Below are 22,847 nucleotides of genomic sequence, written 5' to 3'. Positions count from 1 at the left end.
CTGTAGGAGCTGCCGCAGGCTGCGATCCTTTGATCTTTCAGCGGCGGTTAGCCCAACGCTGACGCAACCACTCCAGATCTTCCGGCCGGGTGACCTTGAGGTTGTCCGCCCGCCCTTCGATCAAACGCGGTGCCAGACCAGCCCACTCCATCGCCGAGGCTTCATCGGTAATCACCGCATCCGCCACCAGACTGTCAGCCAACGCCCGATGCAGCGCACCGAGGCGGAACATCTGTGGTGTATAGGCTTGCCAGATCACGCTGCGATCCACGGTTTCCACCACACGACCGTGCTTGTCGACCCGCTTCAAGGTGTCACGCGCCGGCACGGCCAGCAGACCGCCGACGGCATCGTCCGCCAGCTCAGCCAGCAATTTGTCGAGATCGTCACGGCTCAGATTCGGGCGCGCGGCATCGTGCACCAGCACCCAGTCTTCATCGTCGGCACCTTGCGCATGCAAATGCAGCAAGGCATTGAGCACCGACCCGGAACGCTCCGCGCCGCCCTCGACCCGCTGAATCCGCGAGTCGTTGGCGCACGCAAGGTGCGGCCAATAAGGATCATCAACAGCCAGACTGACCACCAGCCCCTTGAGGCTTGGGTGATCGAGGAAACAGCCGAGGCTGTGTTCAAGAATTGTGCGCCCACCCAGTTGCAGGTATTGCTTGGGACGGTCCGCAGCCATTCGGGCACCGACGCCCGCGGCAGGAATCACGGCCCAGAAGGCCGGCAGGAAATCGATCATTGCGCGAGCTGGTAAAGGGTTTCACCGTCCTTGACCATGCCCAGCTCATGGCGAGCCCGCTCTTCAACGGTCTCCATGCCTTTTTTCAACTCGCTGACTTCAGCATCCATCACCCGATTGCGCTCCAGCAGGCCTTCGTTCTCGGCGTGCTGATCAGCAATCTGCTGCTTCAGCTCGGCGACCTGCGCCAGACTGCCATTGCCCACCCACAGGCGGTACTGCAGACCGGCCAGCAGCAAGAGCAAAACGAGAAACAACCAGTAAGGACTGCGCATCGAATATCAGGTATCCAGTGAAAAAAGACAGCCACGCAAAAACTTTGAAACGTCTGATAGCACGAAGCCTGGAAGATCCAGGCTTGTGCATATAAGGCATCAGATTAGTGGCAAATCCATCGCTGTCACGACTTTTCCGACACAATCCGGTGTCTTTTTACCATCTACAGCTTAACCGCGGAACTCGGCGCGACCGTTGTACTTGGCTTTGCCATTCAACTGCTCTTCGATACGCAGCAGTTGGTTGTACTTGGAAACGCGGTCGGAACGGCACAGCGAACCGGTCTTGATCTGGCCAGCCGAGGTGCCCACGGCCAGGTCGGCAATGGTCGAATCTTCGGTTTCGCCCGAACGGTGCGAGATCACGGCGGTGTAACCGGCGGCCTTGGCCATCTGGATGGCTTCCAGGGTTTCGGTCAGGGTGCCGATCTGGTTGAACTTGATCAGGATCGAGTTGGCGATCTTTTTATCGATGCCTTCTTTCAGGATCTTGGTGTTGGTCACGAACAGGTCGTCGCCGACCAGTTGGGTCTTCTCGCCAATCTTGTCGGTAAGGATCTTCCAGCCAGCCCAGTCGGACTCGTCCAGACCGTCTTCGATCGAGATGATCGGATAACGTTCGGTCAGGCCTTTCAGATAATCGGCGAAACCTTCAGCGGTGAACACCTGGCCTTCGCCGGACAGGTTGTACTTGCCGTCTTCGAAGAACTCGCTCGCGGCGCAGTCCAGCGCCAGGGTCACGTCGGTGCCCAGCTTGTAACCGGCGTTGGCCACGGCTTCGGAGATCACTTTCAACGCGTCTTCGTTGGACGCCAGGTTCGGTGCGAAACCGCCTTCGTCGCCAACGGCGGTGCTCAGGCCACGGGCCTTCAGCACGGCTTTGAGGTGATGGAAAATCTCGGTGCCCATGCGCAGACCTTCCGAGAAGGTCTTGGCGCCAACCGGCTGCACCATGAATTCCTGGATGTCGACGTTGTTATCGGCGTGCTCGCCACCGTTGATGATGTTCATCATCGGCACCGGCATCGAGTACACACCCGGGGTGCCGTTCAGGTTGGCGATGTGGGCGTACAGCGGCAGGTCCTGGTCCTGTGCAGCCGCCTTGGCCGCAGCCAGGGACACCGCGAGGATGGCGTTGGCGCCCAGGGTTGCCTTGTTTTCGGTACCGTCGAGCTTGATCATCGCGTGGTCGAGGGCTTTCTGGTCGCTTGGGTCAGTGCCCAGCAGCAGATCGCGGATCGGACCGTTGATGTTGGCTACCGCCTTGAGCACACCCTTGCCCAGGTAACGGCTCTTGTCGCCATCACGCAGCTCGAGCGCTTCACGCGAGCCAGTGGATGCACCGGACGGCGCGCAAGCGCTGCCGATGATGCCGTTGTCGAGAAGCACGTCCGCTTCCACGGTGGGATTGCCACGGGAGTCGAGGACTTCACGACCTTTGATGTCGACGATTTTTGCCATTGTTGTAAACACTCCAAAGTTGACGAAAACGACGCAGCTAGAGGAAATCTTTTTACCGTCGGCAAGTGGTGTGCAGCGGGCAGCTTGCAGACGACAACGCACATGCCCGAGGGCATGTGCGACAAATCGTGCGGTACTTTACCGGAGAATTGAGGTTTACGCGGTTTCTACCGTCGGAAAACTCTTCACCAGTTCGTCCAGGGCTTTGAGCTGGGCCAGGAATGGCTCCAGTTTGTCCAGACGCAAGGCGCAAGGGCCGTCGCATTTGGCGTTGTCCGGATCCGGATGCGCTTCAAGGAACAGACCGGCCAGCGACTGGCTCATGCCTGCCTTGGCCAGATCGGTGACCTGGGCGCGGCGACCGCCGGCGGAGTCGGAACGACCGCCAGGCATTTGCAACGAGTGGGTCACGTCGAAGAATACCGGGTATTCGAACTGCTTCATGATGCCGAAGCCGAGCATGTCGACCACGAGGTTGTTGTAGCCGAAGCTCGAACCACGCTCGCAGAGGATCAATTGATCGTTACCCGCTTCTACGCACTTGTTCAGGATGTGTTTCATTTCCTGAGGGGCGAGGAACTGGGCTTTCTTGATGTTGATCACCGCGTTAGTCTTGGCCATCGCGACGACCAGATCGGTCTGACGCGACAGGAAGGCCGGCAGCTGGATGATGTCGCAGACTTCAGCGACGACCGCGGCCTGATCAGGCTCGTGGACGTCGGTGATGATCGGCACGCCGAAGGCTTGCTTGATGTCCTGGAAGATGCGCATGCCTTCTTCCAGGCCAGGGCCGCGATACGAGGTCACAGAAGAGCGGTTAGCCTTGTCGAAGCTGGCCTTGAACACGTAAGGGATACCGAGTTTCTCGGTGACCTTCACGTACTCCTCGCAAACCTGCATGGCCATGTCGCGGCTTTCCAGCACGTTCATGCCGCCGAACAGCACCATGGGTTTGTCGTTGGCAATCTCGATGTCGCCGACGCGGATGATCTTCTGTGCCATCGGGTTACGCCTTCTTCTGGTGTTGAGCCAACGCTGCTTTTACGAAACCGCTGAACAGCGGGTGACCGTCACGAGGCGTCGAGGTGAACTCCGGGTGGAACTGGCAAGCGACGAACCATGGATGATCCGGCGCTTCGACCACTTCAACCAGCGCGGCGTCAGCGGAGCGACCGGAGATTTTCAGGCCGGCTTCGATGATCTGTGGCAGCAGGTTGTTGTTCACTTCGTAGCGGTGACGGTGACGTTCAACGATCACGTCCTTGCCATAGCAATCGTGCACCTTGGAGCCGGCCTCGAGCAGGCATTCCTGAGCGCCGAGGCGCATGGTGCCGCCCAGATCGGACGCTTCGGTACGCACCTCAACCGCGCCGGTGGCATCTTCCCACTCGGTGATCAGGCCCACGACCGGATGGCCGCTGGCGCGATCGAACTCGGTGGAGTTGGCGTCTTTCCAGCCCAGCACGTTACGGGCGAACTCGATGACCGCCACTTGCATGCCCAGGCAGATGCCCAGGTACGGAACCTTGTTCTCACGAGCGTACTGAACGGCCGTGATCTTGCCTTCCACGCCGCGCAGACCGAAGCCGCCCGGTACGAGGATCGCGTCAACGCCTTCGAGCAGCGCAGTGCCCTGGTTCTCGATGTCTTCGGAATCGATGTAACGCAGGTTGACCTTGGTACGGTTGGTGATGCCGGCGTGACTCATCGCTTCGATCAGCGACTTGTAGGCGTCCAGCAGTTCCATGTACTTGCCGACCATTGCGATGGTCACTTCGTGCTCTGGATTGAGCTTGGCATCGACAACCTTTTCCCACTCGGACAGGTCGGCGCCGTTACATTGCAGGCCGAAACGCTCGACGACGAAATCGTCCAGACCCTGGGCGTGCAGCACGGCCGGGATCTTGTAGATGGTATCGACGTCTTCCAGGGAGATCACCGCACGTTCTTCAACGTTGGTGAACAGCGCGATCTTGCGACGCGACGACACATCCACCGGATGGTCGGAGCGGCAGATCAGCACGTCAGGCTGCAGGCCGATCGAACGCAGCTCTTTAACCGAGTGCTGGGTTGGCTTGGTTTTGGTCTCGCCAGCGGTGGCGATGTACGGAACCAGGGTCAGGTGCATCAGCATCGCGCGCTTGGAACCGACTTCCACACGCAGTTGACGGATGGCTTCGAGGAACGGTTGCGATTCGATGTCGCCAACGGTACCGCCGATTTCCACCAGGGCCACATCGGCATCGCCGGCACCCTTGATGATGCGACGCTTGATTTCGTCGGTGATGTGCGGAATCACCTGGATGGTTGCACCCAGGTAATCACCACGGCGCTCTTTGCGCAGCACGTGCTCGTAAACACGGCCGGTGGTGAAGTTGTTGTTCTGGGTCATGGTCGTGCGGATGAACCGCTCGTAATGGCCCAGGTCCAGGTCGGTCTCGGCGCCGTCGTGGGTGACGAACACTTCACCGTGCTGGAACGGGCTCATGGTGCCCGGGTCGACGTTGATGTACGGATCCAGCTTAAGCATGGTGACCTTAAGCCCCCGCGCCTCCAGGATGGCCGCCAATGAAGCCGAGGCAATGCCTTTCCCCAATGAAGAAACAACACCGCCCGTGACGAATATGTAGCGCGTCATGAAAAACCCTAGAAGTCTGCGTTAAAGCGGTACGAGCCGCCGGGGAAAGCGAAGGAAGGCCGAAGCCCCCGATCACCTGCATTAATCACAGTGCACCTTTCAAAAAAACCGCCGCGTTGGGACAGACCGGCAGATGAAACACCGGTACGTTGCTCGCTACACATTTTTTGGAATCGCCCAGCAAAGACTGCTTGGTAATCGGCAACTCCTGCAATTCAGGCGAATCCACAGAAGTTGTATCAAGAAGGGAGCGTAGTCTACCGGAATGCCCCTTTCATCTCAAACCTTGATCTTCGTCTGTTGGCTGCCAATGCAATTTCCAGCCGTCCAGCCCCTGCCCGTCAAGGCCCGGCAGGTTCGCCACGGCGAGCAATTCTGCGCCGCGAAACAGCAGCGGCAATCTGCCACGGAGGAAGCCCGGCACTGCGCGCTCATTGAGCAGGCGCTTGAGATCGCGGTGCCCGCGATCGGCCAGGTGCATGACTTCGCCGCCCTGTCGATAGCCAATCCGCAGCGGCCCGATGGGAGTCTGCCCGCTGAACATGACACGCCCGTTATTCGCCAAGGGTAGCGGCATCGATGGGTCATGCCAGTCAACGCTGACCGCTGGCGCACGCAGCCAGTCGCCGTTCAACCACCATAACCGACCAGCGCTACGATGCAGTTCGCCATCGGCCAGACGCCAGACCGGGGATGCATCATTGGCAGCGCCGCACAGGTTGTCCCAACCCGACCAATGGTCAGTATCGGGCAGCCGGGTCAGCGGTTCGAGCCAGTGGCTGAGTGCATTGCGCTGACGAGCGGCGGACAAATTCGCCAGCGGCACCAACTCCAGCGACGGCAGGTCCAGCCATGGAAACCCGCTCGGCGTGGCGGCTTGTGCCAGATCGAGCTGCGCCAGCTCATCGAGCAGGCCTTGCGCCTCACGCAGGTGCGCCGCGCTGCGCGCCATGCTCGCCTGCGCTTGCGGCCAGCGCGCGGTGAGCAGCGGCAGCACCTGATGACGCAAGTAGTTGCGGGAGAACTGCCGGTCTTCGTTTGACGGGTCTTCGATCCAGTGCAACTGATGCGCACGGGCGTACGCCTCAAGCTCGGCACGCGTGACATCGAGAAGAGGCCGCAACAGCGTGCCCTGCCCCAACGGCCGCTGCGCCGGCATCGCCGAAAGTCCGCGAACGCCGGCACCGCGCATCAGGCGAAACAGCAGGGTTTCCGCCTGATCATCACGGTGCTGCGCGGTCAGCAGCACGTCATCCGCTTCGGTCAGCGACATGAACGCCGCGTAACGCGCCTCCCGCGCCGCCCTTTCAAGACTGGCGCCGGGCTGCACCATCACTCGCATCACGTGCAGCGGCACACCCAGCGCATCGCAGACCGACTGACAATGCGCCGGCCACGCATCAGCCGCAGCCTGGAGGCCATGGTGGATATGGATGGCGCTGAGCGCCGGCAGGGAATGGTGTTGGGCGAGATGGGCCAGCAGATGCAGCAGGACGGTGGAATCGAGACCACCGGAGAAGGAGATACGCCAGTGAGCGGCATTGCGCCAAGGCTCAAGGCTCGACATAAGTCGCGACGGCAAATCACTCTTCGAAGAATTCATAGAGAGGGTCGCTTAATAAAGAACCCTGTAGGAGCTGCCGCAGGCTGCGATCTTTTGATCTTGATACAGCAAAATCAAAAGATCGCAGCCTGCGGCAGCTCCTACAGGGGTACTGCGCAGTCGAGTTAGAGACCGTAGCTCATCAGACGATCGTAACGACGCTTGAGCAGCGCTTCGTTGTCGAACTTCTTCAGCATCGCCAGTTGCGAGCTCAGTTCGGCACGGATCGACGCAGCGGCAGCGGCCGGATCACGATGGGCGCCGCCCAGTGGCTCGCCGATCACCTTGTCGACGATACCCAGACCTTTCAGGCGCTCGGCGGTGATGCCCATCGCCTCGGCAGCGTCCGGCGCTTTTTCGGCGGTTTTCCACAGGATCGAAGCGCAACCTTCCGGCGAGATCACCGCGTAGGTCGAGTACTGCAGCATGTTCAACTGATCGCAGACACCGATCGCCAACGCACCGCCGGAACCACCTTCACCGATCACGGTGGCGATGATCGGGGTTTTCAGGCGCGCCATCACGCGCAGGTTCCAGGCGATGGCCTCGCTCTGGTTGCGCTCTTCGGCGTCAATACCCGGGTAGGCGCCCGGGGTGTCGATGAAGGTCAGGATCGGCATCTTGAAACGCTCGGCCATTTCCATCAGACGGCAAGCCTTGCGGTAGCCTTCCGGACGCGGCATACCGAAGTTGCGGCGTACCTTCTCGCGCACTTCGCGCCCCTTCTGGTGACCGATGACCATCACTGGCTGGTCTTCCAGACGGGCCACGCCACCCACAATGGCGGCGTCGTCGGAGAAGTGACGGTCACCGTGCAGTTCGTCGAACTCGGTGAAGATGTGCTCGATGTAATCAAGGGTGTACGGGCGTTTCGGGTGGCGCGCCAGGCGAGCGATCTGCCAGCTGGTCAGCTTGCCGAAGATGTCTTCGGTCAGCGTGCGGCTCTTGTCCTGCAGGCGGGAGATCTCATCGCCGATATTCAGCGAATTGTCATTACCGACCAAGCGCAACTCTTCGATCTTGGCTTGCAGGTCGGCGATCGGCTGTTCGAAATCTAGAAAATTCGGGTTCATAGGCGTCCGTCTTGGGTCGTGTCCCAAATGAGCTTGGGCCGGCCGGTTGTCTATTCGCGCCCTACCTTAAGGGAGAGGCGCGCTGAGGTCGAGATTAAAAATTCAGGTTGTGGGCAAGCGCAATGATGGCACTTGCCGGTCAACGGTATTGGAGGAAGACGTTGTCTCGCCCGAACTGGTCACGCAGGGCTTGAATCAACGCATCTGCCGGGTCGATTCGCCAGGTCTCGCCGAACTGCAGCAAGGTCTTCGCATCCGGACTGGTGTACTCCATGGTGATCGGGCACGCCCCGCGGTGACGCTTGAGCAGTTCACCCAACCAGCGTAGCTGATCGCCTTTCAAATCCTGAGTGTGCAGCTTCAGGCGCAGGCTTTCGGCCAGATTGGTCCGTGCATCCTCCATGCTCATCACCCGCTTGACCCGCAGGCGCAGGCCGCCGGAGAAATCGTCGTTGCTGACTTCGCCTTCGACCACCACCATCGCGTCGGTCTGCAACAGCGACTGCGCAGAATGGAACGCATCGGCAAACAACGAGGCCTCGATCCGTCCCGAGCGGTCATCGAGGGTGATGAAGCCCATCTTGTCGCCCTTTTTGTTCTTCATAACGCGCAGGGCAATGATCATCCCGGCCACGGTTTGCGTGTCGCGTGCCGGTTTCAGGTCGATGATGCGCTGACGGGCGAAGCGGCGAATCTCGCCTTCATATTCGTCGATCGGGTGACCGGTGAGGTACAGGCCCAGGGTGTCCTTCTCACCCTTGAGGCGTTCCTTGAGGGTCAACTCCTTGGCCCTGCGGTGCGTCGCGTAGACGTCGGCATCTTCCTCGACGAACAGCCCGCCGAACAGGTCGGCATGACCGCTGTCGCGGGTGCGCGCAGTCTGCTCGGCCGACTTGATTGCCTCTTCCATCGCCGCCAGCAGCACGGCGCGGTTGCGGTCGATGTTGGCCTGATAAGCCTTTTGTTCATCGTGGAAGTACGGGCCGAGACGATCCAGCGCACCGCTGCGGATCAAACCGTCCAGCGTGCGTTTGTTGATGCGCTTGAGGTCGACCCGGGCACAGAAGTCGAACAGATCCTTGAAGGGACCGGCCTGACGGGCCTCGGTGATCGCTTCCACCGGGCCTTCACCGACACCTTTGATCGCGCCCAGACCGTATACGATGCGGCCTTCGTCGTTCACCGTGAACTTGAACTCCGAAGTGTTCACGTCCGGCGCGTCGAGGCGCAGCTTCATCGTGCGCACTTCCTCGATCAAGGTCACGACCTTGTCGGTGTTGTGCATATCCGCCGAAAGCACCGCCGCCATGAACGGCGCCGGGTAATGGGCTTTCAGCCAGGCAGTCTGGTACGACACCAGGCCGTAAGCGGCGGAGTGGGACTTGTTGAAGCCGTAACCGGCGAATTTCTCCACCAGGTCAAAAATGTTACCGGCAAGATCCGCATCGATATTGTTCGACGCACAACCTTCAATGAAACCGCCGCGCTGCTTGGCCATTTCCTCGGGTTTCTTCTTACCCATCGCCCGACGCAGCATGTCCGCACCACCGAGGGTGTAACCGGCCATGACCTGGGCGATCTGCATCACCTGTTCCTGATACAGGATGATGCCGTACGTCGGCGCCAGTACCGGTTGCAGGCCTTCATACTGGTAATCCGGGTGCGGATAAGCCAATTCGGCGCGACCGTGCTTACGGTTGATGAAGTCATCCACCATGCCCGATTGCAGTGGGCCCGGACGGAACAGGGCCACCAGTGCGATCAAGTCTTCGAGGCAGTCAGGCTTGAGCTTTTTGATCAGCTCTTTCATGCCCCGGGATTCGAGCTGGAACACCGCGGTGGTTTCAGCTTTTTGCAGCAACTGATAAGTCGGTTTGTCATCCAGCGGGATGAACGCGATGTCCAGCGGCGGCTCGTTGACCTTGGCGCGGTCGCGGTTGATGGTTTTCAGCGCCCAGTCGATGATCGTCAGAGTCCGCAAGCCGAGGAAGTCGAACTTCACCAGACCGGCCGCCTCGACGTCGTCCTTGTCGAACTGGGTCACCAGGCCATCGCCGGCCTCGTCGCAATAGATCGGCGAGAAATCGGTCAGCTTGGTCGGGGCGATTACCACACCACCGGCGTGTTTGCCGACGTTACGCACCACGCCCTCAAGCTTGCGCGCCATCTCCCAGATTTCCGCCGCTTCCTCATCGACCTTGATGAAGTCGCGCAGGATCTCTTCCTGCTCGTAGGCTTTTTCCAGGGTCATGCCGACTTCGAACGGAATCATCTTCGACAGACGATCCGCCAGGCCGAATGACTTGCCCTGGGCTCGCGCCACGTCGCGCACCACCGCCTTGGCGGCCATGGAACCGAAGGTGATGATCTGGCTTACAGCGTTGCGGCCATATTTTTCGGCCACGTAATCAATGACCCGGTCGCGACCGTCCATGCAGAAGTCGACGTCGAAGTCGGGCATCGAGACCCGTTCCGGGTTAAGGAAACGTTCGAACAGCAGATCGTATTCCAGCGGGTCGAGGTCGGTGATCTTCTGCACATAGGCCACCAGCGATCCGGCACCCGACCCACGGCCCGGGCCCACCGGCACGCCGTTGTTCTTGGCCCACTGGATAAAGTCCATCACGATCAGGAAGTAACCGGGGAAGCCCATCTGGATGATGATATCCAGCTCGAAATTCAGCCGGTCGACGTAGACCTGACGCTTGGCCTCATAGTCTTCGGTGGTGTCCTTGGGCAGCAATACGCTGAGGCGGTCTTCCAGACCATCGAACGACACCTTGCGGAAGTATTCATCGATGGTCATGCCATCAGGAATCGGGTAGTCAGGCAGGAAGTGCTTGCCCAGCTTCACGTCGATGTTGCAACGCTTGGCAATCTCGACGGTGTTTTCGATCGCGTCGGGAATGTCACTGAACAGCTCGGCCATTTCCTCGGCGCTTTTCAGGTACTGCTGATCGCTGTAATTCTTCGAGCGCCGCGGATCGTCGAGGGCGCGGCCCTCACCGATGCACACGCGGGTTTCGTGGGCAGCAAAGTCTTCCTGCTTGATGAAGCGCACATCGTTGGTCGCCACCAGCGGAGCGCCGAGCTTGTCGGCCAGGGCCACGGCGCCGTGCAATTGCTCTTCGTCGTTGGGGCGATTGGTGCGCTGGATTTCCAGATAGAAACGGTCAGGGAACACCGCCATCCACTCGCGCGCCAAGGTTTCGGCTTCGGCCGGGTTACCGCCAATCATGGCCATGCCGATCTCGCCTTCCTTCGCGGCGGACAGCATGATCAGGCCTTCGTTGGCCTCGGCGACCCATTCGCGCTCGATGATGATCATGCCGTTACGCTGGCCGTCGATGAAGCCGCGCGAGATCAGCTCGGTGAGATTGCGATAACCCTTGGCGTTCATCACCAACAGACTGATCCGGCTCAATGGCCCGTCCGGATCCTTGTTCGACAGCCACAGGTCGGCGCCGCAGATCGGCTTGATGCCGGCGCCCATGGCGTTTTTATAGAATTTGACCAGGGAACACATGTTGTTCTGATCGGTGACCGCCACGGCCGGCATGTTCATGCCGGTCAGCGCCTTGACCAGTGGCTTGATCCGCACCAGCCCGTCGACCAGGGAGTATTCAGTGTGCAGGCGTAGATGAACGAATGAAGCCGGCATAGTGATCCTGTCCAGTTACATAGAGACAACAAGGCCCGGATTGTACCGGGCCTCGAACAAAACATCAGCCTTGCGCCTAAACCTGCGTCAGACCTTCCAGCGCCTCGTAAGCCTGACGCACCGGGGCGAACGAGCGCCGGTGAATCGGGGTCGGGCCAAGCCGTGCCAACGCTTCCAGATGAACGGGCGTCGGGTAGCCTTTATGGCCGCCGATGCCGTACCCCGGGTAGATCAATTCGAATGCCGCCATTTCCCGGTCGCGGCTGACTTTGGCCAGAATCGACGCGGCAGCGATGGCCGGCACCTTGCCGTCGCCCTGCACCACCGCTTCGGCGCGCATCGGCAGTTTCGGGCAGCGGTTGCCGTCGATCATCGCCAGTTTCGGCTGCACATGCAGCCCGGCCACCGCGCGTTGCATGGCGAGCATGGTCGCGTGCAGGATGTTCAGCTCGTCGATTTCCTCGACTTCGGCGCGGGCGATGCACCAGCTCAGGGATTTCTCGATGATCTCGTCGTAAAGCTTCTCGCGCCGGGCTTCGGTGAGCTTCTTCGAGTCGTTGAGACCGAGGATCGGCCGGTTTGGATCGAGGATCACCGCAGCCGTCACCACCGCGCCGCACAACGGGCCGCGACCGACTTCGTCGACACCGGCCACCAGTTCTTCGACTTCGGCGACCAGGGTGAAATCCAGGCCCATCTGCATCGTCTTGCTCATTGTTTCTGACCGATCAGGTTGAGGACGGCATCCGCCGCCTGATTGGAAGCGTCCCGCCGCAACGTGCGGTGGATCTCGTCGAAGCCTCGGGTCTGTTCTTCGCCGCCGTCGATCAGCGGCGACAGGGTCTGGGCCAGCGCCTCGACCGTCGCATCATCCTGCAACAACTCTGGCACCAACAAACGCTGGGCCAACAGGTTGGGCAAGGACACGTACGGGCTCTTGACCATGCGCTTGAGAATCCAGAAGGTCAGCGGCGCCAAGCGATACGCAACGACCATTGGTCGCTTGTACAGCAACGCCTCAAGCGTCGCCGTGCCCGAAGCGATCAGCACCGCGTTGCACGCCGCGAGGGCCAGGTGCGATTTGCCATCGAGCAAGGTGACCGGCAAGTCGCGACCAACCAGCAGCTCTTCGAGCTGAGCGCGACGCTCGGCATTGGCGCACGGGATGACGAAACGCAACCCCGGGCGCATGGCCCGCAGACGCTCGGCCGTATCAAGGAACAGCGCACCGAGACGACCGACTTCGCCACCGCGACTGCCGGGCATCAACGCCACCAGCGGCCCGTCGGGCAAGCCGAGTTCGTCACGCGCAGCGGCGCGATCGGCCTGCAACGGAATGGTATCGGCCAGCGTATGACCGACGAACCGCACCGGCACGCCCTTCTCTTCGTAAAATTTTGCTTCGAACGGCAACAGGGTGAGCATCAGATCGCAGCCTTCGCGAATCTTCAGCACACGCTTTTGGCGCCACGCCCACACCGACGGGCTGACGTAGTGCACGGTCTTGATCCCGGCCTGACGCAGCTTGAGTTCGATATTGAGGTTGAAATCCGGGGCATCAATGCCGATGAACACGTCCGGCTTCTCGGCGATCAGCGTGGCGATCAGGTCCTTGCGGCGTTTGAGCAACTCGCGCAGCCGCCCGAGCACCTCCACGAGCCCCATGACCGACAGGCGCTCCATGGGGAAATACGACGTCAGGCCTTCGGCCTGCATCAACGGACCGCCGACACCGATGAACTCGACTGCCGGATGTTGCGCCTTGAGGGCGCGCATGAGGCCGGCGCCCAGAATGTCGCCGGAAGCTTCGCCCGCCACCAGCGCAATACGCAGATTGGCCATGATCAGCGGGTGATGCCGCGAGTCGAGGACTGGATCGAATCACGGAACAGCGCGACTTCCGGGAATTGCGCAGCAGGTTCGACCAGTTCGGCCAGCGCTTGCTCCACGGTCAGCCCCTGGCGATACACCGTTTTATAGGCGCGGCGCAGCGCATGAATCGCGTCTTCACTGAAACCGCGGCGGCGCATGCCTTCGAAATTCATGCTGCGCGCTTCGGCGGGGTTGCCGAATACGGTGACGAACGCCGGAACGTCCTTGCCGATGGCAGTGCCCATGCCGGAGAAGCTGTGCGCGCCGATATGGCAATACTGATGAACCAGGGTGAACCCGGACAGGATCGCCCAGTCGTCAACGTGCACATGCCCGGCCAACGCGGTGTTGTTGACCAGAATGCAGTGGTTGCCGATGACGCTGTCATGCCCGATGTGGGCGTAGGCCATGATCAGGTTGTGATCGCCCAGCGTGGTTTCCGAGCGGTCCTGCACGGTGCCACGGTGAATGGTCACGCCTTCGCGGATGACGTTGTGGTCACCGATCACCAGACGGGTTTCTTCACCTTTGTACTTCAGATCGGGCGTGTCTTCGCCTACCGAGGAAAACTGGTAGATGCGGTTGTGCTTGCCGATGCGGGTCGGGCCTTTGAGGACCACGTGCGGCCCGATCACAGTACCCTCGCCGATTTCCACACCTGCGCCGATGATCGACCACGGGCCGACCTCGACGCCGTCAGCCAGAATGGCCGACGGATCGATGATTGCACGAGGGTCAATCAAACTCATAGCTTGCGTTCCGCACAGATGATTTCCGCCGAGCAGACCGGCTTGCCGTCGACCGAAGCCTGGCATTCGAATTTCCAGATCTGACGCTTGCAGCTGATGAACTTGGCTTCAAGGATCAACTGGTCGCCCGGCAGCACTGGCTGGCGGAAACGCAGTTTGTCGGAACCGACGAAGTAGTACAGGGTGCCGTCGGCCGGTTTTACGTCAAGCATTTTGAAACCGAGGATCCCGGCAGCCTGGGCCATCGCTTCGATGATCAGTACGCCCGGCATGATCGGGTGCGCCGGGAAGTGGCCGTTGAAGAATGGCTCATTGATGCTGACATTCTTGTAGGCGCGAATGCGCTTGCCTTCAGTGTCCAGTTCCACCACCCGGTCCACCAGAAGGAACGGGTAACGGTGAGGCAGGTATTCGCGAATCTCGTTGATGTCCATCATTTCGGGGGGAAGCCTATGTAAAGATTGGGAGCGCGACTGACGCGCACTCCTCTAGCAAATCAAGGAGGCAGTCTAGAGGCTGTGCACACTTGATATGGAAATGGTATCAGCCATCAGATGAAGCATTGCTGCCGGGGGTCACTTCCCCGACGCGCTTTTCCAGCTGCTTCAAACGTCGCGCGAGGTCATCGAGCTGACGGATGCGGGCCGCGCTTTTGCGCCATTCGGCCGCCGGTTGCATGGCTGTGCCGGACGAATAGGCACCCGGCTCGGTAATCGAGTGGGTCACCATGGTCATCCCGGTCAGGAAAACGTTGTCGCAAATATCGATGTGCCCAACCAGGCCGACACCACCGGCGAGCATGCAATGCTTGCCGATTTTGGTGCTGCCGGAGATACCGACACACGCCGCCATGGCGGTGTGATCACCGACCTGAACGTTGTGCGCGATCTGGATCTGGTTGTCGAGCTTCACGCCGTTGCCGATCACGGTATCTGCCAGCGCACCACGGTCGATGGCGGTGTTCACGCCGATCTCGACATCGTCGCCGATGGTCACGCCACCGATCTGGGCGATCTTCTGCCAGATACCTTTCTCGTTGGCAAAACCGAAACCTTCACCACCGAGCACGGCACCGGACTGGATCACTACGCGCTTGCCGATGCGCACGTCGTGGTACAGCGTCACCCGCGGAGCGAGCCAGCCGCCCTCACCGATTTCACTGCGGGCACCGATGACGCAATGGGCGCCCAACGTGACCTGCGCACCGATGCGCGCACCCGCCTCGATCACCACGAACGGGCCAATGCTGGCGCTTGGATCAACCACTGCATCCGGCGCAATCACCGCTGTGGGATGAACACCCGCAGTGGCTTTCGGTTTCGGATCGAACAGGTGCGAGATGCGTGCATAAGCCAGGTAAGGATCCGGCACCACCAGTGCGTGACCGGCAAAACCGTCGGCATCAGCCTCCTTGAGCAATAGCGCAGCCGCCTGGGAACTTGCCAGGTATTTGCGATATTGAGGATTTGCCAGAAAGCTCAACTGAGCTGGGCCAGCCTCCTGCAAGGTGGCTAGCCCAGTAATTTGCGTCTCGGGGTCGCCACGCAGGGTGGCGCCGAGGAACTCGGCCAACTGGCCGAGCTTGATAGTCACGGTCATGGGTTACTTCAGCTGATTCATGCGCTCGATAACCTGGCGCGTGATGTCGTACTGAGGTTTGACATCGATCACTGCGCCACGCTCGAACACCAGGTCAAAACCACCTTTCTTGATGACTTCTTCCACTGCGCTATCCAGTTTCGGCTTCAGTTGCTTGAGCATTTCGCGGTCGGCAACTGCCTTGGCTTCGTTCAGTTCCTTGGACTGGAACTGGAAGTCACGGGCCTTTTGCTTGAACTCAAGCTCCAGACGCTCACGCTCGCCCTGCTGCATCTTGTCGCCGCCGGCCATCAGACGGTCCTGAATGCCTTTGGCGCTGCTTTCCAGCGTCTTGAGCTTGGTCAGTTGCGGACCGAACTTCTTCTCGGCATCCACCGCGTATTTCTTGGCCGCATCGGACTCCAGCAATGCCATCTGATAGTTCAGAACGGCGATTTTCATGTCGGCGAACGCCGGGCCTGCCACCAGTACGGAGGCCAGGAGAACCAATTGAGTCAACTTACGCACGATGCACTCCTACAAAATCCATTGTCGTTATCTTGGGTCAGACGCTTAGAACGTCTGGCCGAGGGAGAATTGGAACACTTGAGTTTCAGCGTTATCCGGTTTCTTGACCGGCATCGCCAGAGCAAAACTCAGAGGACCCAGTGCGGTGACCCAGGTCACACCCACACCAACGGAACTGGCCATATTGCTCAGGCTGATGTCGTTGCACTTGGTGTTGGACGTCGAGCCATTTGCGTTGGTGGTGTCCTTGCACTGCGAATCGAAAACGTTACCCACGTCCCAGAATACCGAGGTACGCAAGGAGCGTTGATCCTTGACGAACGGCAGCGGGAACAGAACCTCGGCACCGCCCTGGATCAGGACGTTACCACCGAACGGCAGCGGATCCTGGTCAGGGTCAATCGAAGTGCCCGGGTTGGTACCACGACTCGGCGTACTACGAGGACCCAGCGTGCTGTCCTTGAAACCGCGAACCGAGTTGAAACCACCAGCATAGTAGTTTTCATAGAACGGCAAGCCATCGGTCGAACCATAGCCGTCGCCATAACCCAGCTCGGTGTGCAGACGCAGGGTGTAGTTCTCGGTGATCGGCTGGAACAGCTGACCACGGTAGTCGAGTTTGTAGAACGACAGGTCGCTGCCTGGGATCGTGGTTTCCAGTGTCAGGCTCTGGGAACGGCCACGGGTCGGCAATACACCCTTGTTCAGGGTCGACTCGGACCAGCCGGCCGACGCCTTGAAGTTCAGGTACTGATCGCCTTCCTTGTTCACGAAGTCGAAGATCTCGTCAACGGTATACTGACCGGTCTTGATCTTGTCCTGCTGTGCGGACAGACCGAAGGTCAGACGCGAAGTCTCGCTGATCGGATAGCCAACGTTGACGCCGGCACCCAGGCTGTCTACCGCATAGCTGGCTACATCGATGTTGAGATCTTTGTAGTCGGTGGTGCGATAGAACGCGTTGTAACCCAGGCTCACGCCATCGGCGGTCCAGTAGGGGTCAACGTAGCCGAAGTTGTAGCGGCTCTGGTATTCGCTGCGAGTCAGGCCCACGCTCACACGGTTACCGGTACCCAGGAAGTTGTTCTGGGTGATCGAACCACCGAGGATCAGACCGGCGCTCTGGGCGAAACCAACGCTGGCGGTGATCGAACCGGAAGCTTGTTCTTCAACGGCGTAGTTCACGTCCACCTGGTCGTCGACACCCGGTACAGCCGGCGTCTCGACGTTCACTTCCTTGAAGAAGCCCAGACGTTCAAGACGGGTCTTGGACTGGTCGATCAGGTAGGTCGAAGCCCAGCCACCTTCCATCTGACGCATTTCACGACGCAGCACTTCGTCTTCGGACTTGGTGTTGCCACGGAAATTGATACGGTTGACGTAGGCACGCTTGCCCGGATCGACGGCGAACAGGATGTCCACGGTGTGATCGTCGTCATGCGGCTGAGGAACGCCATTGACGTTGGCGAAGGTGTAGCCCTCGTTACCCAGGCGACGAGTGATCAGTTCGGAAGTGGTGGTCATCAGCTTGCGCGAGAACACCTGGCCTTTCTGCACCAGCAACAGCGACTTGACCTGGTCTTCAGGGACTTTCAGGTCACCGCTGAGCTTGACGTCACGTACGGTGTACTTCTCGCCTTCGGTGATGTTGACGGTGATGTAGACGTGCTTCTTGTCCGGGGTGATGGACACCTGGGTCGAAGCGATATCCATGTTGATGTAACCACGGTCCAGGTAGTAGGAACGCAGACGCTCCAGGTCACCGGACAGCTTTTCACGGGCGTACTTGTCATCGTTCTTGAAGAACGACAGCCAGTTGGTGGTTTTCAGCTCGAACAGGTCGATCAGGTCGTCATCAGGGAAGACCGTGTTACCCACCACGTTGATGTGCTGGATCGCGGCCACGGTGCCTTCGTTGATCTTCACTTTCAGCGCCACGCGGTTGCGCGGCTGCGAGACCACTTCGGTATCGACGGTCGCCGAGTAACGGCCCTGGGCAACGTACTGACGCTGCAGCTCGTTACGGACACCTTCGAGGGTGGCGCGCTGGAAGATTTCACCTTCGGACAGACCGGACTGCTTCAGGCCTTTCATCAGGTCTTCGGTAGAGATCGCCTTGTTGCCCTCGATCTCGATACTGGCAACCGACGGACGTTCGACGACCGTGATCACCAGAACGTTGCCTTCGCGGCCCAGCTGGATATCTTGAAAGAAACCGGTTTTGAACAACGCACGAGTGGATTCCACCAGGCGACGATCATCCGCCTGCTCGCCGACGTTCAACGGCAAGGCACCAAAGACGCTACCCGCGGAGACCCGCTGGAGGCCATTGACGCGAATATCAGAGATAGTGAAGGACTCGGCGTGAACTTCGGCGATCATCAATACGGTGAGAACCGCAGTTAGCAGCAGACGTTTCATGAAGTCCTTTCTTATTCCAACTGGCAATAAACAAACTGCCGCAAAATGCGGCAGATTCGCAATTCAGCGAAGCTTTACAGTCGACCCAGATCATTGACCAGAGCAAGCAACATCACTCCGACCACCAAACTGATACCGATCTGCACCCCCCAACCTTGCACCCGATCCGACAAGGGGCGACCACGCACCCACTCAATCAGATAAAACAACAAATGCCCCCCATCCAGTACTGGAATGGGCAGCAAATTCAGAACCCCCAGGCTAATACTCAGATAAGCAAGGAAATTCAGGAAATCAGCAACGCCCGACTGGGCAGAAGCGCCCGCCACTTTAGCAATGGTTATCGGCCCACTCAAGTTTTTTACCGAGAGCTCGCCAAACAGCATTTTCTTCAACGAGTCCAGCGTCAGCACGCTCATGGTCCAGGTACGACGGGCACCCTCGCCAATCGCGGCCAGCGGACCATAACTGACCTCGCGGATCATTTCCGGCGGCCAGTCTACGGCTTTTACACCTGCACCGAGATAACCGCTCGGCGACTTGCTTTCTCCGCGTGCCGCCAAGGTCACCGGGATGTCGATTTGAGCACCGTCACGCTCAATTTTCAGCATGATTTTGGTATCAGGACGCGTACGAACGGTATCTACCACCTGCTGCCAGTCATTCAACGCCTGACCATCAAGCGCCAGTAGACGATCGCCGGTTTTCAGACCAGCAGCCTGCGCCGGACCTTTTGGATCGAGTTCCGCCAGCACCGGCGGCAAGGCCGGGCGCCATGGGCGAATGCCCAGCGAGCGGATTGGATCGGGTTCATCAGCCCCTTTGAGCCAGTGATCCAGCGCCAGTTCGCGCGGCGTATCTGCCGTTGAGCCTTGCTCGCGCACGAGCAATTGCAGGGAACCGCTTTCCCCCAGACGACGGACCAACTGCAAATTGACCGCCGCCCAACCAGACGTCGGCTCGCCATCGATGGCAACGATTTCCTGACCGGCACTCAAGCCGGCCCTGGCTGCAATGCTGCCGGACTCTACGGCACCGATGACCGGGCGGATCTGCTCGCTGCCGAGCATGGCCAGCACCCAGAAAAACACCAAGGCCAGCAAAAAGTTGGCAATCGGCCCGGCCGCGACGATAGCGATACGCTGGCGAACCGATTTGCGATTGAAAGACTGATGAAGCTGATCGGCCGGGACTTCGCCTTCACGCTCATCGAGCATTTTGACGTAGCCACCCAACGGAATTGCCGCGACGACAAACTCGGTGCCCTGCTTGTCGTGCCAGCGCAACAACGGCATGCCGAAGCCCACGGAAAAACGCAGAACCTTGACGCCACAGCGACGCGCGACCCAGAAATGGCCGAACTCGTGAAAGGTGACCAGCACACCCAAAGCGATCAGGGTGCCGGCAATCATATAGAGCGCGCTCATCTACTTTCTCCGCAATCCTGTTCAGTGCCGCGTGACGCCAAGGTGTTGCAACGGCTATCGGCCGTGACGACTCAGCCATTGTTCGGCCAGAATCCGCGCTTTCGCGTCTGCGGTAAACACCGCATCCAGATCTTCCAGCGCAACCACAGGCTCGAGACTCAACACATCCTCGATGATACTCGCGATTTCCAGATAACCCACGCGTCCGTCGAGAAACGCCGCGACCGCCACTTCGTTGGCCGCATTGAGCATGGCAGGCGCGCTGTTACCCACCTCGGCCGCCTGTCGCGCCAGACGCAAACAAGGGAAACGTTCTTCATCCGGCGCTTCGAAATCCAGGCGCGCAACAGCAAACAGATCCAGCGGCGCCACGCCTGAGTCGATACGTTCGGGCCATGCCAGCGCATTGGCAATCGGTGTGCGCATGTCAGGGTTGCCCAACTGCGCCAACACCGAGCCATCCACATAGTCGACCAGCGAGTGAATCACACTCTGCGGATGGATCACCACCTCGACCTGCGACGGCTTGGCGTCGAACAGCCAGCAGGCCTCGATCAACTCCAGGCCCTTGTTCATCATGCTGGCCGAGTCCACGGAAATCTTGCGCCCCATGGACCAGTTCGGGTGCGCACACGCCTGATCAGGCGAAACGTGCGCCAGCTCGCTCAACGGCGTCTGGCGGAAAGGCCCGCCCGAAGCCGTGAGCAAAATCCGTCGCACGCCGACAGTACTCAGGCCACGGGCAAAATCCTGCGGCATGCACTGGAAGATCGCGTTGTGCTCGCTGTCGATCGGCAACAGCACCGAGCCGCTCTTGTGCACGGCCTGCATGAACAGCGCGCCGGACATCACCAGCGCCTCTTTATTGGCCAGCAGGATTTTCTTCCCAGCCTCCACCGCCGCCAGCGTCGGGCGCAGGCCCGCGGCACCGACGATGGCCGCCATCACGGCATCGACTTCAGGTGCAGAGACAACCTGACACAGGCCCTCCTCCCCGACCAATACGCGAGTGGACAGACCGGCAGCCCGCAGGTCATCCTGCAAACCGCGCGCCGCTGCCGCTTCCGGCACGACTGCGAATTGCGGCACATGGCGCACGCACAAGGCCAGCAACTCGCTCAGGCGCGTGAAACCGCTCAGGGCGAACACCTGATAACGCTCGGGATGACGCGCGATGACGTCGAGGGTGCTCAGGCCAATCGAACCGGTAGCCCCCAGAACAGTGATCTGTTGAGGACGGCTCACGGTGCAGCCATCCACAGCAAGACAGCGAAAATCGGGATCGCCGCGGTCAGGCTGTCGATGCGATCAAGCACGCCGCCATGACCGGGCAGCAGGTTACTGCTGTCCTTGATGCCGGACTGGCGCTTGAACATGCTTTCGGTGAGGTCGCCCACCACCGAAATAAAGACGATCAGCGCAGCACCGACCAGCCCCTTGAGCAGCTCAGCCACCGTCCAGTCGCGAACCAGACCGACGATCGCGGTGATCACCAGACTCAGCGCCAGGCCACCGTAAACGCCTTCCCAGCTTTTGCCCGGACTGACTTGCGGCGCCAGTTTGCGCTTGCCGAAAGCACGACCGGAGAAGTAAGCACCGATGTCGGCACCCCAGACCAACACCATCACCGCCATGATCAGCCAGTTACCCAGTGGGTATTGTTTGATCTGCACCAGCCCCTGCCAGGCCGGCAGCAGGATCAGCAAGCCGATCACCAGTTTGGTGGCTGCGGTGGACCAATGCTCGCTCGAGCGTGGATACGTCAGCACCAGGTAAGTCGCCACCGCCCACCACAATACCGAAGCGCCCAACACCCAAGGGGCAAGACCCGGCAGGACGTACATGACGAACAGCATCAGCGCGACGACAGCGGCAAAGCCGACACGGAACGACTGCGCGGTAAAGCCAGCCAGACGCGCCCATTCCCAGGCACCCAGGCTCACGACCAGACCGATGAACAGCGCAAAACCGGACCCCTCGAGCAGGAAAAAACCGCACAGAGCGATCGGCAGCAGGATCAGCGCAGTGATGATTCGTTGTTTAAGCATTAAACCCGGGCTCCAGCTTCGACCTGTTCGCTCGTTTTACCGAAGCGACGCTGGCGCGAAGCGAAATCGGCCAGCGCAGTGCGCATGGCTTCGTGTTTGAAGTCCGGCCAGAACAGGTCGGAGAAGTACAACTCGGCATACGCCAGTTGCCACAGCAGGAAGTTGCTGATGCGGTGCTCGCCACCGGTACGGATGCACAAGTCCGGCAGCGGCAGGTCGCCGGTCGCCAGACAGGTTTGCAACAGCTCCGGAGTGATGTCTTCCGGACGCAGATGCCCGGCCTGAACCTCACGCGCCAGACGTTGCGCTGCCTGAGCAATATCCCACTGACCGCCGTAGTTGGCGGCGATCTGCAGAATAAAGCGGTTGGCACCCGCGGTCATGGCCTCGGCTTCGCGCATCGCCGCCTGAAGCTCAGGGTGGAAGCGCGAGCGATCACCGATGATGCGCAAGCTGATGTTGTTGTCGTTGAGGCGCTTGGCCTCACGACGCAGGGCCTTGAAGAACAGGTCCATCAAGGCACTGACCTCATCGGCCGGGCGCTGCCAGTTTTCACTGGAAAAGGCGAACAGGGTGAGCACTTCGACCTTGGCCTCGGCGCACACCTCGATTACCGCCCGCACAGCATCCACGCCGGCTTTATGCCCGGCGACACCCGGCATAAAGCGTTTTTTCGCCCAGCGATTATTGCCATCCATGATGATCGCGACATGGCGCGGCACCGCGGACGGCGCAGACTGCTTGGTCTTTTCCATTGAAACGCGACCC

At 60.0% G+C, this 22,847-nt stretch carries 19 protein-coding genes; all 19 read right to left on the bottom strand.

The window, feature by feature from the left end; translation table 11 throughout:
• Nucleotides 1-37: 37 nt before the first annotated feature.
• Nucleotides 38-745 (bottom strand): 2-C-methyl-D-erythritol 4-phosphate cytidylyltransferase, encoded by a 708-nt coding sequence (gene ispD, locus ACYZUM_RS02110; protein ID WP_108181825.1) that lies wholly within the window; start codon nt 743-745, stop codon nt 38-40.
• Complete coding sequence (gene ftsB, locus ACYZUM_RS02105; RefSeq protein WP_007964293.1) at nt 742-1,020, bottom strand: cell division protein FtsB; 279 nt, start codon at nt 1,018-1,020, stop codon at nt 742-744. The genes ispD and ftsB overlap by 4 nt, the downstream gene beginning before the upstream one ends.
• A gap of 171 nt (nt 1,021-1,191) precedes the next feature.
• Nucleotides 1,192-2,481: a phosphopyruvate hydratase gene (gene eno / locus ACYZUM_RS02100; protein ID WP_041072316.1), complete on the bottom strand. Its 1,290-nt coding sequence runs from the start codon at nt 2,479-2,481 to the stop codon at nt 1,192-1,194.
• 156 nt (nt 2,482-2,637) lie between these two features.
• Nucleotides 2,638-3,483: a 3-deoxy-8-phosphooctulonate synthase gene (gene kdsA, locus ACYZUM_RS02095; RefSeq protein ID WP_007954807.1), complete on the bottom strand. Its 846-nt coding sequence runs from the start codon at nt 3,481-3,483 to the stop codon at nt 2,638-2,640.
• 4 nt (nt 3,484-3,487) lie between these two features.
• Nucleotides 3,488-5,119 carry a CTP synthase gene (locus ACYZUM_RS02090; RefSeq protein ID WP_003222153.1) on the bottom strand — a complete coding sequence of 544 codons (1,632 nt, stop codon included), beginning with the start codon at nt 5,117-5,119 and terminating at the stop codon, nt 3,488-3,490.
• Nucleotides 5,120-5,393: 274 nt separating this feature from the next.
• Nucleotides 5,394-6,722 (bottom strand): tRNA lysidine(34) synthetase TilS, encoded by a 1,329-nt coding sequence (gene tilS / locus ACYZUM_RS02085; protein WP_108181824.1) that lies wholly within the window; start codon nt 6,720-6,722, stop codon nt 5,394-5,396.
• Nucleotides 6,723-6,847: 125 nt separating this feature from the next.
• A complete protein-coding gene (locus ACYZUM_RS02080; protein ID WP_041072320.1) occupies nt 6,848-7,795 on the bottom strand; it encodes an acetyl-CoA carboxylase carboxyltransferase subunit alpha in 948 nt (315 codons plus the stop codon).
• Nucleotides 7,796-7,934: 139 nt separating this feature from the next.
• Complete coding sequence (dnaE, locus tag ACYZUM_RS02075; protein ID WP_108181823.1) at nt 7,935-11,456, bottom strand: DNA polymerase III subunit alpha; 3,522 nt, start codon at nt 11,454-11,456, stop codon at nt 7,935-7,937.
• A gap of 76 nt (nt 11,457-11,532) precedes the next feature.
• Entirely contained in the window at nt 11,533-12,159 is a 627-nt protein-coding gene (gene rnhB / locus ACYZUM_RS02070) for a ribonuclease HII (RefSeq protein WP_025110878.1), read from the bottom strand.
• A gap of 8 nt (nt 12,160-12,167) precedes the next feature.
• Nucleotides 12,168-13,298 carry a lipid-A-disaccharide synthase gene (lpxB, locus tag ACYZUM_RS02065; RefSeq protein WP_108181822.1) on the bottom strand — a complete coding sequence of 377 codons (1,131 nt, stop codon included), beginning with the start codon at nt 13,296-13,298 and terminating at the stop codon, nt 12,168-12,170.
• A 2-nt stretch (nt 13,299-13,300) separates the two neighbouring features.
• Nucleotides 13,301-14,077 (bottom strand): acyl-ACP--UDP-N-acetylglucosamine O-acyltransferase, encoded by a 777-nt coding sequence (gene lpxA, locus ACYZUM_RS02060; RefSeq protein WP_086792164.1) that lies wholly within the window; start codon nt 14,075-14,077, stop codon nt 13,301-13,303.
• Nucleotides 14,074-14,514 (bottom strand): 3-hydroxyacyl-ACP dehydratase FabZ, encoded by a 441-nt coding sequence (gene fabZ, locus ACYZUM_RS02055; protein ID WP_003222142.1) that lies wholly within the window; start codon nt 14,512-14,514, stop codon nt 14,074-14,076. Before fabZ ends, lpxA begins: the two co-directional genes overlap by 4 nt.
• Before the next feature lie 106 nt (nt 14,515-14,620).
• Nucleotides 14,621-15,676: a UDP-3-O-(3-hydroxymyristoyl)glucosamine N-acyltransferase gene (gene lpxD / locus ACYZUM_RS02050; protein WP_041072330.1), complete on the bottom strand. Its 1,056-nt coding sequence runs from the start codon at nt 15,674-15,676 to the stop codon at nt 14,621-14,623.
• A 3-nt stretch (nt 15,677-15,679) separates the two neighbouring features.
• Entirely contained in the window at nt 15,680-16,183 is a 504-nt protein-coding gene (locus tag ACYZUM_RS02045) for an OmpH/Skp family outer membrane protein (RefSeq protein WP_003222140.1), read from the bottom strand.
• Between the two features lie 45 nt (nt 16,184-16,228).
• Complete coding sequence (gene bamA, locus ACYZUM_RS02040; RefSeq protein ID WP_108181821.1) at nt 16,229-18,604, bottom strand: outer membrane protein assembly factor BamA; 2,376 nt, start codon at nt 18,602-18,604, stop codon at nt 16,229-16,231.
• Nucleotides 18,605-18,678: 74 nt separating this feature from the next.
• Nucleotides 18,679-20,031 carry a sigma E protease regulator RseP gene (rseP, locus tag ACYZUM_RS02035; protein ID WP_108181820.1) on the bottom strand — a complete coding sequence of 451 codons (1,353 nt, stop codon included), beginning with the start codon at nt 20,029-20,031 and terminating at the stop codon, nt 18,679-18,681.
• Between the two features lie 54 nt (nt 20,032-20,085).
• Nucleotides 20,086-21,276 carry a 1-deoxy-D-xylulose-5-phosphate reductoisomerase gene (ispC, locus tag ACYZUM_RS02030; protein WP_108181819.1) on the bottom strand — a complete coding sequence of 397 codons (1,191 nt, stop codon included), beginning with the start codon at nt 21,274-21,276 and terminating at the stop codon, nt 20,086-20,088.
• Nucleotides 21,273-22,079 (bottom strand): phosphatidate cytidylyltransferase, encoded by an 807-nt coding sequence (locus ACYZUM_RS02025; RefSeq protein ID WP_108181818.1) that lies wholly within the window; start codon nt 22,077-22,079, stop codon nt 21,273-21,275. Before ACYZUM_RS02025 ends, ispC begins: the two co-directional genes overlap by 4 nt.
• Nucleotides 22,079-22,834: a polyprenyl diphosphate synthase gene (gene uppS, locus ACYZUM_RS02020; RefSeq protein ID WP_041072340.1), complete on the bottom strand. Its 756-nt coding sequence runs from the start codon at nt 22,832-22,834 to the stop codon at nt 22,079-22,081. Before uppS ends, ACYZUM_RS02025 begins: the two co-directional genes overlap by 1 nt.
• Nucleotides 22,835-22,847 lie beyond the last annotated feature (13 nt).

The organism is Pseudomonas sp. m6p, assembly GCF_055760375.1.
Note: the sequence above shows the minus strand (reverse complement) of the source record. Positions and strands in the feature narration are given on the sequence as shown.

What these genes read in the sequence shown, in the direction of transcription:
- ACYZUM_RS02025 (WP_108181818.1), bottom strand. Translation starts at nt 22,079, where the DNA reads ATGCTTAAACAACGAATCATCACTGCGCTGATCCTGCTGCCGATCGCT.
- tilS (WP_108181824.1), bottom strand. Translation starts at nt 6,722, where the DNA reads ATGAATTCTTCGAAGAGTGATTTGCCGTCGCGACTTATGTCGAGCCTT.
- bamA (WP_108181821.1), bottom strand. Translation starts at nt 18,604, where the DNA reads ATGAAACGTCTGCTGCTAACTGCGGTTCTCACCGTATTGATGATCGCC.
- rseP (WP_108181820.1), bottom strand. Translation starts at nt 20,031, where the DNA reads ATGAGCGCGCTCTATATGATTGCCGGCACCCTGATCGCTTTGGGTGTG.
- ACYZUM_RS02090 (WP_003222153.1), bottom strand. Translation starts at nt 5,119, where the DNA reads ATGACGCGCTACATATTCGTCACGGGCGGTGTTGTTTCTTCATTGGGG.
- ACYZUM_RS02080 (WP_041072320.1), bottom strand. Translation starts at nt 7,795, where the DNA reads ATGAACCCGAATTTTCTAGATTTCGAACAGCCGATCGCCGACCTGCAA.
- ispD (WP_108181825.1), bottom strand. Translation starts at nt 745, where the DNA reads ATGATCGATTTCCTGCCGGCCTTCTGGGCCGTGATTCCTGCCGCGGGC.
- lpxA (WP_086792164.1), bottom strand. Translation starts at nt 14,077, where the DNA reads ATGAGTTTGATTGACCCTCGTGCAATCATCGATCCGTCGGCCATTCTG.
- uppS (WP_041072340.1), bottom strand. Translation starts at nt 22,834, where the DNA reads ATGGAAAAGACCAAGCAGTCTGCGCCGTCCGCGGTGCCGCGCCATGTC.
- lpxD (WP_041072330.1), bottom strand. Translation starts at nt 15,676, where the DNA reads ATGACCGTGACTATCAAGCTCGGCCAGTTGGCCGAGTTCCTCGGCGCC.
- dnaE (WP_108181823.1), bottom strand. Translation starts at nt 11,456, where the DNA reads ATGCCGGCTTCATTCGTTCATCTACGCCTGCACACTGAATACTCCCTG.
- ftsB (WP_007964293.1), bottom strand. Translation starts at nt 1,020, where the DNA reads ATGCGCAGTCCTTACTGGTTGTTTCTCGTTTTGCTCTTGCTGCTGGCC.
- fabZ (WP_003222142.1), bottom strand. Translation starts at nt 14,514, where the DNA reads ATGATGGACATCAACGAGATTCGCGAATACCTGCCTCACCGTTACCCG.
- kdsA (WP_007954807.1), bottom strand. Translation starts at nt 3,483, where the DNA reads ATGGCACAGAAGATCATCCGCGTCGGCGACATCGAGATTGCCAACGAC.
- rnhB (WP_025110878.1), bottom strand. Translation starts at nt 12,159, where the DNA reads ATGCAGATGGGCCTGGATTTCACCCTGGTCGCCGAAGTCGAAGAACTG.
- lpxB (WP_108181822.1), bottom strand. Translation starts at nt 13,298, where the DNA reads ATGGCCAATCTGCGTATTGCGCTGGTGGCGGGCGAAGCTTCCGGCGAC.
- eno (WP_041072316.1), bottom strand. Translation starts at nt 2,481, where the DNA reads ATGGCAAAAATCGTCGACATCAAAGGTCGTGAAGTCCTCGACTCCCGT.